This is a genomic window from Sphingobacterium anhuiense, from assembly GCF_042686355.1.
GTDB lineage: Bacteria > Bacteroidota > Bacteroidia > Sphingobacteriales > Sphingobacteriaceae > Sphingobacterium > Sphingobacterium anhuiense.
On the sequence record NZ_JBHUPE010000004.1, the window covers coordinates 798,340 to 815,715 of the forward strand.

Sequence of the window (17,376 nt, forward strand, 5' to 3'; positions counted from 1 at the left end):
TTATCTACTCAACGGTATTTCTCTATTCATTTCAGTCATATTGACTTCTTCAATTTTTGAATCACCGATTAGGTATTCTGCAAAATAGTCACCCATTTTCCAGAAAAAATATTCTGTCATATCACCAAATCCGTGACGTTGACCAGGTAAAAGCAGGAAGTCAAAACGCTTATTCGCTTTGATTAAAGCGTTCACCATTCTAATAGAATTAGCCGGGTGTACATTATTATCAATATCACCAGTTGCAATCAGAAGCTTACCTTTAAGATTTTTAGCTAAGTCTGTATTTTTATCGATCTGATAAGCAAATGTAGTATCACCTTTGGCACTAATTTTCTCCATTACACCATGATGTCTTTCACTCCACCATCTGTTGTAGATGTTATTTTCATGATTTCCAGCCCCAGAAACAGCTACTTTGAAGAAATCAGGATATACCAACATTGCTGCAGTTGACATAAATCCACCACCCGAATGTCCTGTAATACCAACACGGTTGATATCGATAAACTTGTAGCGGTCTGCCAATTGTTCAGCTGCGGCCTTTTTATCTTCCAATCCATAATCCCTTAAGTTGCCATAGCCAAATGTATGGTACCATTGCGATCGAGCAGGATGACCACCACGATTACCCACTGTAATGACAATCATGCCAAATTGCGCTAAACGGTCAATTCTATCCATGCTTCTACCAAAAGACTGATTTACAGCCTCCGTTTGTGGTCCAGGATAGATATATTCCACAATGGGATAAGTTCTGGTGCTATCAAAATCAAATGGTTTATACATAACACCATATAGATCAGTAATACCGTCACCAGCTTTTACTTTAAATGGTTGCGGAAATTTATAACCAGCAGCAAAAAGTAAAGATAGATCTGCCTTTTCTAAGGTCATTAATTTCTTACCATTTGTATGGTATAAAGCGATTTCGGGAATCGTATTCACCCTAGAAAAATTATCAACAAAATAACGAGAACTTTCACTGACATCAACCTGGTGATCAAAGTTTCCTGGATTTAATAATTTTAGATTTCCACCATTAAAGCCCACACTGTAGTGATGTAAATAATACGGATCTTCATTTTTTTCTCGACCGTTAGCCGTGAAATACAACGTTCTTGTTGCCATATCAGATCCTGTAATTTCTTCACAATTGAAAGATCCACTTGTCAACTGCTGTTTCAAATTACCTTGATTATCATACAGGTAAAAATGTCCCCAGCCATCACGTTGTGACCAATGGATAAACTCAGCACCATTATTAATTAATAAAGGCTTCTTGATATCCTGATAAACGTTAGATCTCTCTTCAACTAACACTTTAACTGATCCGTCTATATTAACCTTAACCAAATCGATACGTTTCAAATCACGACTAGAACGAGCGATGTAAAATGCATCATTGGACCCTAACCAGTAATTAATAAAATAGTCACCCTTATAGCTATTTTTATCTGTGGTTTTAGACCAATTACTTATCGTTTGATTTTTAAAAGCATCAACTTTTATCTGTTTGTAAGTTTTATCAGAAGCCTTGAAGATGAACATTTGAGTTTCCGTAGAATCTACTTCACCTGGCATCTGGTATTTATAGGTCTCTAAAGTAGGACGTTTACTTCCTACGTTATTAATCACCCATAACGGATTTAAACTTCTGTTATCTTTACGTGTAATAACAAAATGCTTACCATCAGGAGACCAGTTCATCCATACACGCTTGCGCTTCACAAGATCTTCATCTTTCTTATCGTCTCCTGTAGTGGTGCTATATTCATCACCCGCCCAAGCATAATATTGTACGCCATCTTTAGTGATCTGATGTTCTACAATTGTTGAATCTTTTTCATTCTTAACCGCTTTTTCATAATTGGCGCGGTCCATCCAGTACAAATTGAAGTCCTTAGCAAAGTAGACGGTATCGGTATCAGGAGAGAAGGTTGCCCATGATAGAGGCTGTTTCTCTTTTGATTTATCGCTTAGCTCAATGACTTTCTGTGTTGCCAGATCATATTCCAGATAGAAAAGCTTCTTTTTTATTGTGTCAGTTTTCACTTTCAGCTTCTCAATCTCTTCTTTGGACTTTACTGTATCTTTCGTACTGGCAACCTCAAATCTGATTTTCTTCTCATCTTTTGTAAATCTTAAATTCTGAAGAGACAGATGTTGAGCGTCAAATGGATTTTTTACAATCTTCGTAATTTGTGCCGCTAATTTTTCATTATCGAAAAGTGTTTCTTTTTTATTGGCAGCAGGATCCACTAAGTACCAGTTTTTTCCTTGAGGTGTAGTGAAATCGTACCAGAAACGATCAGAAAAGTTTATCCAATTTGGTTTAACCGTAGTAGAAAAAATCATTTTCTTAAGCCTATCTGGCGAAAATTTTGACGCTAACAGGTAGTTTGCTTTAGGTGGTGAGGTTGATTCTTGGGCTGTAGCATAAAAACATGATAGCAACAGTCCTAAGAATAAGTAAATCTTATTCATTCTTTAGTTTTATGTGAAATTTATAAATCAAAAGTATTAAGTAATCACATGAGAAAGAAGCAAGTCTTGTAAAATTTTAGTTAAAGAGCCTTAAGAGTAGAACTTTTCATTAAAATTGACTAAAAAGAGCTCTTCTGTAGCCCGGGTAATTCCAGTATATAGCCACCTTAAAAACTCGGTAGTCAACATTTCATCTGTCAAATAGCCTTGGTCGACAAAAACAGCTGGCCATTGTCCACCCTGAGCCTTGTGACAGGTAATCGCAAAAGCAAATTTTATCTGTAACGCATTATAATAGGGATCTTTCTTAATCGCTTCCAGTCGATCCTGTTTTAAGAAAATATCTTCGTAATCCAGCGCCACTGCCTCGTACAGTTTTTTCTGTTCCTCATAAGGAAGATTAGGGCTGTCTGTATAGAGACTATCCAGAATAACACGGCAGGTTATTGGTTCTTGATTTTGAGTATCCATAAATTCAAGAGTAATATCCGCAAACCGAAATCCATGTTGCTCATGCACGTTGCTTACTTTTCTTATTTTCGCCATATCACCATTAGCAATAAAGCCATTTTCAATCCCATTATCTTGAAGCCAAAAATAATTATTGCGTACGACCATGATATGATCCCCACCTGTAATCTCCTCGTCTCGAAATAGAATCTGGTTACGGATATGCTGATTGTATAAGTTAGCAGACTTATTGGAACGACAGATTATCATTGTATTTTCGATTCCGAACTTATCATATGCATAATTAATTCCCTCAATTAAACGTTCACCTGTCATTCGGTAAATATCTTTAAATCCATTTGTTATGAATTTAGGGAAAGGGTAGGTCCCTTCCAGCTCTTCAAGATTTATTTCCTGACGGATCTTTGTCGCATTAAAAAGAATTCCAGAACTTTTCTGTTGCCGAACAACATCTGTCAATTCGAAGGTATAAGGATGAAAATAAAATTCATGCTCTAAATAAGCCGGATTAAGAGCAGGGCTTTCCCACAGACCCACCGGCGGTAGCTGGGCGGTATCACCCACAAACATGATCGAACAGTTTTTACCGCTTCGTACATATTTCACAAGATCGTCCAATAAGCTTTTCGAAAACATGTTGACGCTTTCATTCGATATCATGGAAGATTCATCTATAATAAATAATGTATCTTCATGCAGGTTTTCAGCTAAAGTGAAATCCAGTTGAAAAGAAACCGCATTTTTCTTACGGTATATTTTCTTGTGGATGGTCAGTGCAGGTCTACCCGAATAGAAACTCATTACTTTTGCCGCTCGACCCGTCGGAGCAAGCAAGACCGCTTTCTTCTTGATATAAGGAAGGGTTTTCACTAGAGCGGAGATGATCGTGGTTTTACCTGTTCCGGCATAGCCCTTTAATACAAAACAATCTTGCGTATGAAAAGAACTCAGAAATTGAGCTAACAGTTCAAAAACAGAATTTTGTTGCGGAGTCGCTGTCCAAGGAAAGCGTTGGATCAATAAATCTTTAATAAGCACCATCAAAGTTATCTAAAAGGTTTGTCTTATCGTTTAGAAAAGTTAATTTTGTTAGGTTGTACAATTTAATAATTGAATTTGGAAAGCATAAATATGAATTATATATCGGAGAAGTTTAATATCCATTTTTTGCCAGAATACACCTTATCTGCGAAAGCGGGTTTTAGCAAAGATGTAATTGCAGTTACGGACAAGCAGTTAAATCTGAATCTGTTGCTAGAATATGACGCCGAAAACCCAAAATTGGATGCTACTCAAATCCTAAGTTTACCTTTTCGATATGTTAAGGTGGTCATTCCTCATCAAAGTTTAACATTCATTCCTAAGGAGGTTTTTCAAGAAGATCGATTAAGCGAATATGCACCATACTTGGTAGAACATGTTCCCAATCATATTCACACCTATGAAATGAAAAATTTGGGAATTGTTGCCGTGTTTGAATACGATCTCATCTTATATAATAGATGGAAAGCGCTTTTCCCTGATGCAGAAATTTTCCCTGAGTTCTGCATTATATTAGATCAGGCGCAAGATCTTGTTCCAATTAGAGGTTCCGTTTTAGGTGTACATTTTGTATCCGATCATTTGGTAGATTTATACTTGTTTCAAAATGGGCAATTCATGTTGTATAATTCTTTTGATGTGCATTTTGCAGATGATTTAAATTACTACATTTTAAATATTATACAACAATTTTCACTAACTGATCAAGTTTCTAAAGTATTGGTATCAGGCGAAATACCTAATGATACCTATCGTAAATGTTTAGAAAGATATTCGACAACCATAGCGCACTTAGAATCTAAAAGTAAGGCTCATATCAATAAGGATATCGAAGGAATCAATTTTAAAAAATATAATACATTATTTGACGCGATACTATGCGAATAATAGGAGGGCAATATGGTGGTATACGTCTTAATCCACCCACAAACTTACCAGTAAGACCAACTACAGACATCGCAAAAGAGGCTTTGTTTAATATTCTACAAAACCGACTGGATTTTGATGAACTGAATTGTTTAGATTTATTTGCAGGTACTGGTAATATCAGTTTTGAATTAGCTTCTCGATACGCAGCTTCAGTTGAATCAGTAGACCTGCATTTTAAATGCGTTCAATATATTACGGATACAGCAAAGAAAATGAACATATCCACTGTAAAAGCTAAAAAAGCAGATGTATTCAAGTATATTCAAACAGCCAAAGGTAAGTTTGATTTTATCTTTGCTGATCCACCATATGATATTCCAAAACTGCCGCAGCTGGCACACCTTATTTTAGATAGCGGACTTTTGGATAAAGAAGGCTTATTGATTATTGAACATCCTTCCACCCGGGAAATGGATCCACATCCAAATTTTATTGAAAAACGGAAGTATGGATATTCATCATTTTCATTTTATACTATTTAAATTATGAAGATTGCGGTTTTTGCAGGATCCTTTGATCCTTTTACATTAGCACATCAAGACTTAGTGGAGCGTGCTTTACCTCTTTTTGATAAGATTTATATCGCAGTTGGAGTAAATAGTGCCAAACAAGGCTTATTAACTGTAGAAGACAAGTTATATACGATCCAGGCTGTTTTCAAAGATCATCCGGCAATTGAAATCGTTTCATTTGAAGGGTTAACGATTAATTTCTGTAAAAAGGTCGGCGCGAATTTCTTGCTAAGAGGACTTCGCAATACTGCTGACTTTGAATTTGAAAATAGCATTGCACAAAACAATTTATTGTTAGCTCCACAGATCGAAACTTATTTCTTGATGAGCAGGAGTGGACTTGCCCATATCTCTTCGACTATCGTTCGGGATGTCTGGAAAAATAAGGGCTCCATTGCTCAAATGGTTCCGCCCGAAATAGATGATTTTTTGAAAAATAAATAGCTAACGTAAAAAAAAAGGATATCCAGTCGGATATCCTTTTTTTTGTTAAAAGCACTTATTTATTAAGCCAAATTATATTTTGCGGACTTATGTAGTTCTTTATTTTACAATACCTTACACAGATTACATATACTCGAGGTACAACTAAATTGGCTATGTTGTAGAAAATACTGAAATACGCAAACCTTATGACCAAATTTAATTTTGTTTTAGATGTTATCAATTTCTAATGAATTGATAATAAGTAATTTGTATCAAATTTATTAACCTATGAATCATATCGATCAAAGGCAACAATAAAGGATTTACGCATGATACTGAAATGGTTTAACACTTCCGCGATAAAGGTTTCATCCAGCAATTCGAAGACACCATTCACACCGCCTACGATATCGGTTTCTGCAATCTTATATGACTGTTCCAATGTCCCTTGCTCAAACTTAATGATGAACTTTTGATTCATACCAAAGATGGATATCTTACAATCAGGATGTGGTAATTCTGCTAATATTCTCATGTTGCTATTTTTTACAAAGTAAATAAAAAAACGGTTAATCCCACTTAGGGATTAACCGTTTATATGGAAAAAATACAACGTTAAATTAAACGATGCCTTGTTCAGTCATTGCTCGGGCAACTTTCAGGAATCCCCCAATATTTGCACCTTTTAAATAATTGATGTAATTTTTGTCATGACCATATTTAACACAAGTTTTGTGAATATTAACCATGATATCTTTTAGTTTACAATCGACTTCTTCTTTAGTCCATTGTTGGCGAATAGAATTTTGCGACATTTCTAAGCCAGATACAGCTACACCGCCTGCATTAGCAGCTTTCCCTGGTGCAAAACTAATTTTCGCATCGTGGAAGACTTTGATAGCTTCTGCTGTTGAAGGCATATTAGCACCTTCAGCTACACATTGACAGCCATTAGCAATTAATGTTAACGCATCCTCTTTTGTTAGCTCATTTTGAGTAGCACAAGGTAGCGCAATATCACATTTAAACGCCCAAGGCTTTTTGTCTGTAAAATACTTTGCATTCGGATATTTAACAACATATTGATCTAAATCTCGTCCGATAGTTCCGATGTACGCTAATTTTTCAGAAGTAATTCCTTCTTCATCATAGATTGTTCCTTGACTATTTGATAGTGTAATTACCGTAGCACCTAATTGTATTGATTTCTCAGCAGCGTAATACGCTACATTTCCAGCACCTGAAATAGCAACGATTTTGTCTTTTAAATCTTGATTATTGAAATCATAGATGCATTCAACAAAATAAAGTAAACCATAACCAGTAGCTTCCGGTCTCGTGTAAGATCCACCCCAAGAACTTCCTTTACCTGTTAATACGCCTGTAAATGCATTTTGCAATCTTTTATACTGGCCAAATAAATAACCAATTTCTCGTGTTCCAACGCCGATATCTCCAGCTGGTACATCCGTATCCGGACCGATATGTCTAAACAGCTCGGTCATAAAGCTTTGACAGAAACGCATGATTTCAGCATCTGACTTTCCTTTCGGATTAAAATCTGCACCACCTTTACCGCCACCTATAGGTAAACCTGTTAAACTGTTTTTGAACACCTGTTCAAAAGCTAAAAATTTCAAGATACTTAAGTTGACAGAAGGAGCAAAACGTAATCCTCCTTTATATGGACCTATAGAGCTACTCATCTGCACGCGGTAACCTCTATTGATTTCAACCTCGTTCTTGTCATTTAACCAAGCAACGCGAAAAGAAATAACGCGCTCAGGTTCAACTAATCTTTCTAAAATTTTCAGCTTAAGTAATTCTGGATGACTTTTAGAAATAAATGGAATTAAATCCTCTGTAACTTCTTGTACAGCTTGTAGAAATTCTGGTTCATTCGGATTGCGTTTCTCAACGTAATTTATGAATTCGTTAAAAGTGTTTGACATGTATTATAGTAAATTTTCCCTTTTGAATTGCTAATATATAAAAATTAATCTTATTTCATTACATTTTTTTTATAAAAACTTGCGGTTATGTGTGAAAATTAAAAATAGCCGTTTAATTTCATATTCTTGATTAATTTATTATTTTTGTAGTAGATTCAATCGATAAATTTGAAGATATTCGTCTATATATTATGCTTATACTTCATCGGGTTAACGATGGTTCCTTGTGCAGACCAAGTGCAGGAGGCCACCGCTATACACATAGCCGGAACAAAAGATAAGGGCCATTCTGATGAACATCAGGACTATTGCTCACCTTTTTGCATCTGCTCTTGTTGTTCTACTGTATTGAATATCGAACAAACAAATACCATTTCCTTTATTATTGTATTACTAGAATCAAAACGAAAAATTGCGTACGAAACCAATTTATATTCGTTTGATTACTCTAGTATTTGGCAACCGCCCCAGCTCGCATAATTTTACGACAAAGTCTTAGTTGACTACATTTCATTCGCTTATCTACAAGATGAGCATTTTGTATAGCTATTTTAAGTAAAATATTATGTTGAACGCAATCATCAGGTTCAGTATCCGTAATAAAATTATTATCGGACTCTTTACACTGATATGGATCATCTGGGGACTATGGAGTGCATTGCACATTCCCATAGATGCTAATCCAGATATTACCAATAATCAAGTACAAATAATCACAAGTTCTCCGGCCTTAGCAACGCAAGAGGTGGAGCAATTCGTCACATATCCGATCGAACAAAAATTAACAAATCTACCGGATCTGGTAGAATTACGTTCGATATCCAGATTTGGACTTTCAGTTGTTACCGCAGTTTTTGACGATGATGTCAATATTTATTTTGCAAGGCAATTGATCAGCGAAAAACTGCAGGAAGCAAAGGAAAATATACCGGAAGGTCTCGGAATTCCAGAATTAGCGCCGATTAGTACGGGACTTGGTGAAATTTATCAGTATGTCATTCACCCTGCAAAAGGGGCTGAATCAAAGTATACTGCCACAGATCTCAGAACAATGCAAGACTGGATTATCGCCAGACAACTATATGGAACGCCTGGTGTTGCTGAAGTCAATAGTTTTGGTGGAAAACTAAAACAGTATGAAGTTGCTGTTAATCCTTATAAATTAAAAGCTACCGGTGTCGGAATCAATGAAATATTTGCAGCCCTCGAAGAAAATAATCAAAACACAGGTGGCGCATATATAGATAAAAAACCCAGTGCTTATTTTATACGGGGTATTGGTCTTTTGACATCCATGGAAGATATCGGCAATGTTGCCGTAAAAAATAAAAATGGCTTCCCTATTTATATTAGGGATGTCGCAGAAGTACGTGAAGGTGCTGCAGTACGCTATGGTGCACTGACTTATAATGGAGAAAAAGAAGCCGTAGGCGGCATTGTTATGATGCTAAAAGGCCAGAACTCCGCAGAAGTAGTCGCAGCAGTAAAGGAAAAACTCGAAAGAATTAAACAATCTCTACCTCAAGATGTTGTAGTTGAAGCTTTCTCAGATCGAACAGATCTGGTTAATCGTGCTATTGGAACGGTTGAGAAAAATTTGATTGAAGGTGCCCTGATCGTCATTTTTGTTTTAGTCATTTTTCTAGGAAACCTGAGAGCAGGCTTAATTGTAGCTTCGGCAATTCCATTATCAATGTTGTTTGCATTAGGAATGATGCGTTTATTTGGGGTAAGTGCCAACCTTATGAGTCTGGGCGCTATCGATTTCGGTTTAATTGTCGATGGCTCCTTAATTGTCGTGGAGGCAACTATGCATCATCTGGGGCTTAGAAAAAGTAAGCATGTCCTGAATCAGGCTGAGATGGATGAGGAAGTATACCAATCATCTTCAAAAATCAGAAATAGCGCCGCATTTGGTGAAATTATTATCCTCATTGTCTATATACCCATATTAACACTGGTAGGGGTCGAAGGGAAAATGTTTGGCCCTATGGCGCAAACCGTTAGCTTTGCCATTATAGGAGCGCTATTATTATCACTCACCTATATACCGATGATGAGTGCACTGTTTTTATCCAAAAAGCCTCACCACAAAATTACTTTCGCCGATAAGATGATGGCCAAATTGCAACAATGGTATGCACCATTAGTTCAAAAGGCTGTCCGCATAAGAAGAACACTATTATTATTAACAGTAGCACTCTTAGGTTTTTCCGGCTTCCTATTTAGTAAAATGGGCAGTGAATTTATACCGCAATTACAAGAAGGAGATTATGCATTTCATTGTATTTTACCACAAGGATCTTCACTCTCACAGAGTATAGAAACATCCATGCAGGCTGCGAAAATTATTAAAAAATTTCCCGAAGTAAAAATTGTTGTAGGCAAAACAGGTAGTGCCGAAATCCCGACAGATCCAATGCCGCCCGAGGCAACAGATATGATTATCACCTTGAGACCAATGTCAGAATGGAAATCCGGGGATACATATACGGGACTAGCAGAGCGCATGCTTGATTCACTTTCCGTCATTCCAGGTGTATTCTTTGAAGCATCGCAGCCTATTCAGATGCGATTTAATGAATTGATGACAGGTGTGAGACAGGACGTTGCCATAAAAATATTTGGTGAAAATATAGACTCACTTGCAACGATTGCAAGTCGCGTAGGTCAAGTTGTACAAAGTGTTGAAGGAGCTTCAGCACCACAGATTGAACGTACAACAGGACTACCACAGATCTCGATTGTTTACAACAGAACACAGTTAGCCCTGCACAACGTAACAGTCAAGGACTTAAATAAAGTTATTGCTATGTCTTTCGCTGGCACAAGCACAGGATCGATATATGAGAATGAAAGGAAATTCGACCTTGTTGTTCGTTTAGATAGCGCATATAAAACGTCAATGGCCGATGTTGAAAACCTACCAGTCTTAACTGGGGATGGAGATCAGATTCCATTGAGCCAACTGGCAACCATTAGTATAAAAGATGGCCCTGCACAAATCAGCAGAGAATCAGGGAAGAGACTTGTCGTGATCGGATTTAATATAAAAGAGCGCGATGTTACTTCAGTAGTAAATGAGATTCAGGAAAAATTGACAAAGATGGATGTGATGCCAACAAGTTACTACTATACTTTCGGTGGGACATTTGAAAATCTAAATGCAGCTTCTAAAAGATTAGCACTGGCAGTCCCGGGCGCATTGTTGCTTATCTTTATATTACTTTACCTGACTTTTAGGTCAATTAAAGAATCCTTACTAATTTTCACAGCCATACCTATGAGTGCAATAGGTGGAGTATTTGCACTATTAATCCGCGATATGCCTTTTAGTATTTCCGCAGGTGTAGGGTTTATAGCATTATTTGGAGTAGCTGTACTGAATGGTATTGTTTTAATTTCCACATTTAATCAATTGGAGAAGGAAGGAATTTCCGATGTATTTGAGCGGGTATGGGAAGGAACAAAAATTCGACTCAGACCAGTGTTGATGACTGCGACAGTGGCTTCATTGGGGTTTTTACCAATGGCTCTAAGTACAGGAGCTGGAGCAGAAGTACAAAAACCGTTGGCAACAGTTGTCATAGGAGGTTTGTTGTCTGCAACATTTTTGACACTTTTTGTATTACCTTGTTTATATGTCTTATTTTTTAATACTAAGAAAATGAAAATAGGGAAATCGACAATCATAACATCATTAGTGCTGGCTTTCTTATCACTTTCTACAATAAGTTTAGCGCAAGAAAATCCAAAAAGGATTCAATTGGAAGAAGCGATAGCACAAGCTTTGGACGCCAATCTCAATTTTAAAAACACGGCTTTAGAACTTGAAAAATCACAGATTGACCAACAGAAATCTTTCGATGGCAAAACAGGAATTTTTGTAGAGAATGAAGATTTCTCCCCTTTAGAGCCAAATGGATTATGGAAAGTTGGGTTAAGTCAAGATTTCGCCTGGCCAGGGTTTTATAAGGCTAGAAAAGAATTTTTAAAAAAGAATGCCCAAATGGTTTTGGAGCAAAGAGAAGATGCGAAAAAACAACTGATAAGGGATGTATCTTTAAATTACTATCAGCTTATTTATCTAGAAGCTAGACAAGCTTTCTTTCTACAGCTGGACAGTACCCATCAAAAATTATTTGAATCCGCAAAACTTCGGGTAAAAACAGGGGAAGCCGCCGGTTTGGAGCAGATGGCAGCAGAAACAAAATGGCAAGAAAATAAAACCATTATGCTGCAAAATGAGCAGGATTTAGCCATTGCCGCACAAAACTTCAGCGTTTTATTAAATAACAACAACTTGATTTTACCGATCCAGAGTGCGCTGCAAAAAATAAGTGCTTTTCAATTGCCAAATTCAATAGGTGATCATCCTTTGCTTAAAATACAGCAGAAATCAATAGAGATGGCTGAAGCAAATACCAAAATGGAGCAAAAAACCAAGTTGCCAGATTTTTCTGGGAGAGCTTTCTCCCAAAAACTCTGGGGACAACGGAATCCTGTTACCGGTATATCACTAACAATGAATATGCCTTTATTTTCTAATAAATATTACCATAATAAAGTTAAAATAGCTGAATTGGAGACTGCAATAGAAAGACAAGAATTGGAGCAGCTGAAAATAAGCCTTACAGCACAACAAGGTAATGCAAAGAAAGAAATCACCAAAAATGAGAAGCAATTGCAGTTTTATGAACAATCAGGATTAAAGCAATCCGAGGGCATTATGAAAGCTGCCAATTTAGCCTATCAAAGTGGTGAAATCAGTTACGCAGATCTTATCCAATTTCTATCACAGTCCATTGATATAAAAATAAATTACCTAACAGCTTTGAATGCGTACAATCAAAGTGTGATTCAATATCAATATTACCATTCAAATTAAGTATCATGAAACTAAAGTTTTTAATTCGATATAGTTTATTTTTTGCTAGTAGCGTAATCGCTCTAGGATGTCAAACCAATACTTCAACTGAAAAACAGCAAACAGAAGAGAAAGGGGAGCAAGAGCATGAGGAAGAGGCGCTTACATTGACAGCAGCCCAAGAAAAGCAGGCAGGATTAACCTATACAAATTTATCCTATCAGATGCTAAGTAATGGTTTAGTACTCAATGGTGTGCTTGATGTGCCGAATGATAAAAAAGCCTACGTGACATCTGTATATGGTGGAGTTTTGGAAGAACTTTACGCTAGACCGGGAGATTTTGTTAAGAAAGGACAGATTTTAGGCAAAGTGCTCAATCCAGATCTAATTAAAATGCAAGAGCAATTACAACTGATTAACAATCAAATTTCATTAACTCAGATTGAAGTCAACCGTCAGAAGGAATTAGTAGAAGGAAACGCTGCCCCTTTAAAAAAGCTACAGCAAGTTGAGGTCGAACTGGCCAATTTGAAAGCTCAAAAGAACAGTTTGTCACGACAGTTGTCATCCGGAGGAGGGTCTTTGCACATTTCTTCACAAATTACGATTAAGGCGCCAATTTCGGGAGTGGTGGCTTCGATTCAAGGATTGATTGGAACGCGTATCGAGGCGTCTTCGCCAATTTTAGAAATTGTCAATAATGATGCATTGCATGTGGATATGTATGTATATGAAAAAGATTTCTCAAAAGTGAAAAAAGGGCAAAAAATTCTATTTTCTCCTGTTAATAATGCCAATGCTTCATATGAAGCAAAAATAGATCAGCTCGGACAGGCTTTTGAAAAAGAGACCAATGCAATCGCAGTTCATGCCCAGGTTTTAGGCAACAAAGAAGGACTTATTAATGGCATGCAGGTTCAAGGTACAGTTGTTATTGGAGATGAAAAATCACTTGCTGTTCCCACAGATTGTATTGTAAGTGCCGAAGGTAAAGATTATATTTTCATATTAAAGGAAGACCATAAAGCACATGGATCAGAAGCAAAAGAAGCTGATACCCATAGTCACGAAGATCATGCGGACCACAAGCATGGAGAAGTAGGTAACGAATATGAAAGAGTTCCGGTTGTTAAAGGAGTTTCCTCAAGAGGATATACCGCAATTACTCCTATAAAAGAATTAGACGAACATACGAAGATTGTTCAAAAAGGAGCATTCTTTTTATTAGCCAAAATGACTAATTCCGGAGAACATTCGCATTAGTCAATGACAAGTTCCAAGCTTTATCGCATAAAAAAAGCCGTTATGAAAATAACGGCTTTTTTACTATCAGGCCTCTAATTTTAGTGTTAAAACAACACCGCTAAACGATACGCCATCCCAGCCACTAATCATAAACTGACGTATGTTTTGATGATTATCACCATCAGGATCGTTTAAAACAGCCTCATAATGCTCCGCAAATAGGGCAAGAGTCTGATCTTTATCTAAATTGTTTAAACTAGCAAAAGCAAGAATCTTTGCACTGCCTTGATTTTCCGTCTCTTGATTTACTTGATCTCCATTAGTAAATGCAGTAGGGGTGTGCTCATAACGAGCTGCTATGTAGTTCAAAACATCTGAAAAAATAATTTCTTTATTCGCCAGTTTTGCCAAAAGTTCGTGTGCCATTTTGATACAGTATTTAATTTACACACGCAAAATAATAAATTTATTGCTCTTTATTGAGTAACAATTGAATTGAAATATCAATATCTTCATCAATTAAGAGACTATTGGCCTCTAAAACTGAATTATATTTCATATCAAATTCCCATCGGCTCACTTTTCCGGTCACCTCAAATGAAATTTTTTCCTGACCTTGTGGATCAATTATTTTACCATTATATTCCACTTGTAGCTCCACCAATTTTGTATGACCATGCATGGTTAAATGGCCTTCCAGTCTAAATTTCTCACCCTTAATCTTTTTAAAACTAGTGGATTTAAATGAAATTGTCGCGTATTGTGCTGTATCAAAGAAATCAGCACTTTTCAAATGTTTATCTCTTTCTTCCACATTTGTATTGATACTGTTTGCATCAATATTAAATTGTATAGAGGCTTCTTTAAAATGCTCACCCCATTCAGCGAAACCGTTAAAAGTGTTAAAACTTCCTCTGATAGAGGCTATTACCAAATAAGTAATACGAAATTGTACCGAGGAGTGGGCAGAGTCTATAATCCATTTTGATTTTTTCATACGATTTACACATTTACAGATACATTGATGATCTAATTTACAAAATAAAAGCATGATATTCAATAGCATATAACGGTATTAAGAATCAAAAAGAATCAATCTGATAACAGTAGAGAAATGAAATTTAAAACAATCGACATCGATATACCTAGCTGTCATAGATGAATCAAAATCTCGTATAAAACCATTCTTTAAAAGATGCTGAAGATTATAAATTGTATTGTAGTAGCTTGATATAGCGCAGTAATAATTTGTTTAAAAACACCTAGATGAACTTAAATACGATGTTGCGAAATAGTCATTTTTGGTAAACAAATTTTAGATATAAATGTATAAAGGGGATGATCATATAATTTCTATTTAACATAATATAAATTATATGACTTATTAATATGCTCATTTACAATGGTTCCATATAATGGCGCTAGCTTCATTCATACGTGGAATTATTTTATTTATAAGATCCTTATTCATGTGATATACCACCAAAGGCTTATTGTGGTAAAGAATCAATCAATATTAATCTGTATGACTTAATCAAAATACCACCTGCATATTACTGTTCATCTTATGCGGCTAACTTCAATACAATTCAAACCAGATGAACTCTAAATAAATTTTTAAATTCGGACATTTTACAAAAAACAGCGAAATTAAATTCTAAAAAACCATTTCTGAGATTTTGATTATCTAGACAATTGTCCGTTCATTTTTTTTTATTGAAATCTCAGCGATTAGGAATTTGGACAAAATACAGCTGCAGCAAATATTAAGACAATGTTTTTCTTTTGTAATATTTATGTGGTTGTTCCAGCATAACTATTTGATTTTATATATTTGTTTTTTATGTGGATTAAAATATTTCACTTCTTGGCATTATTTGGTTACTTGAACATCCTTTTTTATCAGGCTGGCGTCAATACCAATACGCGTGCATCAAATATTTCCACACAATATTTTACTGGAGATTCATTACTTGAATTTGTTCTTGACGATGTGTTGGATATTCCCATTGAAATTCCTGAAAAAGATTCTGAAGTTCAGTTTGACGATTATCGTATTTTCAATTTTAATCCTCAGATTTTATCCGTTTTTATTTTCGTTCTGGGACTTGTTTATTCTGCATTATCAATTTTAAAACAGAAAAAGCACCCGCTTTACAGTAAGAAAAATGCCTGCTTATCAGGTTACTATCAGTATCTCTACCGATACAGTTTATTCTAGTTTACCCCCTGCCCTATTTTTTAATTTTAAATTAGATTTTAATAGTCTAATTTTCTAATAATCAATATTTTATATTGATTTATTCTATTCGTTAACATTTTATTTTTTATATGAAAACACGTTCCATGTCTTGGTATGCATTGTCATGCCTAGCGATTTTATCTGCCTGCACAGCCAAAAGCAATGATAAACAGGTAAGTACAGCTCCTAAAAAAGTACCTGTATCCAATTTAGTTGTTATGGATACCACAATTTATAAAGACTATATTGCTGATATACAATCAGTCAAAAATATTGAACTTCGATCACGTTTAAGTGGCTTTTTAGAACACATCTATGTGGATGAAGGTGCTGCAGTAAAGAAAGGTCAAGTATTGTTCAGACTCAGTGATGAAGAATATAAAGCCGATTATGCGCGCGCAAAAGCCAACTTTAATGCAGCACTTACAGATGTCAAAAAAGTGGTTCTTGAGTTAGAACGTACGAAAGATCTAGCCGCGAAAAACATCGTAAGTAAAACAGAAGTCGAATTACTTAAATTACAATATACAGCTGCGGAGTCAAAGGTCGAAGAAGCAAGATCGATCATGCAACAAGCTAAAACGCAGTTGAATTTCACATTAGTACGTGCTCCTTTTGATGGTAAGATTGATCGTATTCCCCTAAAAGAAGGATCACTCTTAGAGCAAGGTTCTTTACTAACTACCGTTTCCTCACTTAACGAAGTAAATGTATACTTTGATATTTCTGAAAATGAGTACTTAAGTATTGTATCTGACTCATCGTTTAACAAAGACTCTTTTAACAAAGATGTAAAACTGATCCTCGCTGACGGTAATCCGTACCCATATCCTGGAAAGGCATCCATTGTTGAGAGTGAATTTGAGAAGAACACAGGATCAATATCTTTACGGGCTAGGTTTTCAAATCCGCAGGGCATGTTAAAGCATGGTGCTTCAGGTAAAATCTCTGTTCCAATACAGACCGGCGATACCAGATTTGTACATCAAAAATCTGTTTTTGAAATTCAGGATAAAACTTACGTCTATATCTTAAATAAAGATAAAACTGTTTCGATGAAATCTTTTGAAGCTGGCCAACGTGTCGGGCATTACTATATCGTGAATGGAGGTCTGTCTGATACAGATCAGATCGTATACGAAGGTGTACAATCCTTGAAGGATGGTATGAAGGTGGAAGTAATCCCTGTTAAGTTATAAAA

14 protein-coding genes are annotated in these 17,376 nt (G+C 35.9%); 8 read left to right on the plus strand and 6 right to left on the minus strand.

The window, feature by feature from the left end:
- Together ACFS6I_RS09000 and ACFS6I_RS09005 are read right to left on the minus strand one after the other, a co-directional pair.
- Positions 1 to 2,487 carry a S9 family peptidase gene (locus tag ACFS6I_RS09000; protein WP_380919782.1) on the minus strand — a complete coding sequence of 829 codons (2,487 nt, stop codon included), beginning with the start codon at positions 2,485 to 2,487 and terminating at the stop codon, positions 1 to 3.
- 90 nt (positions 2,488 to 2,577) lie between these two features.
- On the minus strand, positions 2,578 to 3,996 hold the full coding sequence (locus ACFS6I_RS09005; RefSeq protein ID WP_037524810.1) for an ATP-dependent DNA helicase: 1,419 nt from the start codon (positions 3,994 to 3,996) through the stop codon (positions 2,578 to 2,580).
- Between the two features lie 93 nt (positions 3,997 to 4,089).
- Here ACFS6I_RS09005 and ACFS6I_RS09010 point away from each other — a divergent pair, with 93 nt between their 5' ends.
- Genes ACFS6I_RS09010 through coaD form a run of 3 tightly spaced genes read left to right on the plus strand, consistent with a single transcriptional unit; the run spans position 4,090 to position 5,885 of the window.
- Positions 4,090 to 4,887 (plus strand): DUF3822 family protein, encoded by a 798-nt coding sequence (locus ACFS6I_RS09010; RefSeq protein WP_021188213.1) that lies wholly within the window; start codon positions 4,090 to 4,092, stop codon positions 4,885 to 4,887.
- Positions 4,878 to 5,411, plus strand: a complete 534-nt coding sequence (gene rsmD, locus ACFS6I_RS09015) for a 16S rRNA (guanine(966)-N(2))-methyltransferase RsmD (RefSeq protein WP_380919785.1) — start codon at positions 4,878 to 4,880, stop codon at positions 5,409 to 5,411. The genes ACFS6I_RS09010 and rsmD overlap by 10 nt, the downstream gene beginning before the upstream one ends.
- Before the next feature lie 3 nt (positions 5,412 to 5,414).
- Positions 5,415 to 5,885, plus strand: a complete 471-nt coding sequence (gene coaD / locus ACFS6I_RS09020; protein WP_132768230.1) for a pantetheine-phosphate adenylyltransferase — start codon at positions 5,415 to 5,417, stop codon at positions 5,883 to 5,885.
- Positions 5,886 to 6,153: 268 nt separating this feature from the next.
- Here coaD and ACFS6I_RS09025 read toward each other — a convergent pair whose 3' ends face one another.
- Complete coding sequence (locus tag ACFS6I_RS09025; protein ID WP_021188210.1) at positions 6,154 to 6,402, minus strand: hypothetical protein; 249 nt, start codon at positions 6,400 to 6,402, stop codon at positions 6,154 to 6,156.
- 85 nt (positions 6,403 to 6,487) lie between these two features.
- Positions 6,488 to 7,819, minus strand: a complete 1,332-nt coding sequence (gdhA, locus tag ACFS6I_RS09030; RefSeq protein ID WP_021188209.1) for an NADP-specific glutamate dehydrogenase — start codon at positions 7,817 to 7,819, stop codon at positions 6,488 to 6,490.
- A 168-nt stretch (positions 7,820 to 7,987) separates the two neighbouring features.
- On the opposite strand from gdhA, the gene ACFS6I_RS09035 reads away from it, so the two are divergent.
- The 3 genes from ACFS6I_RS09035 to ACFS6I_RS09045 all read left to right on the plus strand — a co-directional run bounded on the left by ACFS6I_RS09035 (position 7,988) and on the right by ACFS6I_RS09045 (position 13,951).
- The gene (locus ACFS6I_RS09035; RefSeq protein ID WP_380919788.1) at positions 7,988 to 8,299 is read left to right on the plus strand and encodes a DUF6660 family protein; all 312 of its coding nucleotides are present in this window, start codon (positions 7,988 to 7,990) and stop codon (positions 8,297 to 8,299) included.
- Between the two features lie 85 nt (positions 8,300 to 8,384).
- The gene (locus ACFS6I_RS09040; RefSeq protein WP_380919790.1) at positions 8,385 to 12,707 is read left to right on the plus strand and encodes a CusA/CzcA family heavy metal efflux RND transporter; all 4,323 of its coding nucleotides are present in this window, start codon (positions 8,385 to 8,387) and stop codon (positions 12,705 to 12,707) included.
- A gap of 5 nt (positions 12,708 to 12,712) precedes the next feature.
- A complete protein-coding gene (locus ACFS6I_RS09045; protein WP_380919792.1) occupies positions 12,713 to 13,951 on the plus strand; it encodes an efflux RND transporter periplasmic adaptor subunit in 1,239 nt (412 codons plus the stop codon).
- A gap of 66 nt (positions 13,952 to 14,017) precedes the next feature.
- Here the strand turns inward: ACFS6I_RS09045 and ACFS6I_RS09050 are convergent, their stop codons facing one another.
- Positions 14,018 to 14,359 (minus strand): HopJ type III effector protein, encoded by a 342-nt coding sequence (locus ACFS6I_RS09050; protein WP_380919794.1) that lies wholly within the window; start codon positions 14,357 to 14,359, stop codon positions 14,018 to 14,020.
- A 40-nt stretch (positions 14,360 to 14,399) separates the two neighbouring features.
- Positions 14,400 to 14,930, minus strand: coding sequence for a YceI family protein (locus tag ACFS6I_RS09055; RefSeq protein ID WP_380919796.1), 531 nt, complete (start codon positions 14,928 to 14,930; stop codon positions 14,400 to 14,402).
- An 846-nt stretch (positions 14,931 to 15,776) separates the two neighbouring features.
- On the opposite strand from ACFS6I_RS09055, the gene ACFS6I_RS09060 reads away from it, so the two are divergent.
- A complete protein-coding gene (locus ACFS6I_RS09060; protein WP_380919798.1) occupies positions 15,777 to 16,154 on the plus strand; it encodes a hypothetical protein in 378 nt (125 codons plus the stop codon).
- A 110-nt stretch (positions 16,155 to 16,264) separates the two neighbouring features.
- The gene (locus tag ACFS6I_RS09065) at positions 16,265 to 17,374 is read left to right on the plus strand and encodes an efflux RND transporter periplasmic adaptor subunit (protein ID WP_380919800.1); all 1,110 of its coding nucleotides are present in this window, start codon (positions 16,265 to 16,267) and stop codon (positions 17,372 to 17,374) included.
- Positions 17,375 to 17,376: the final 2 nt, after the last annotated feature.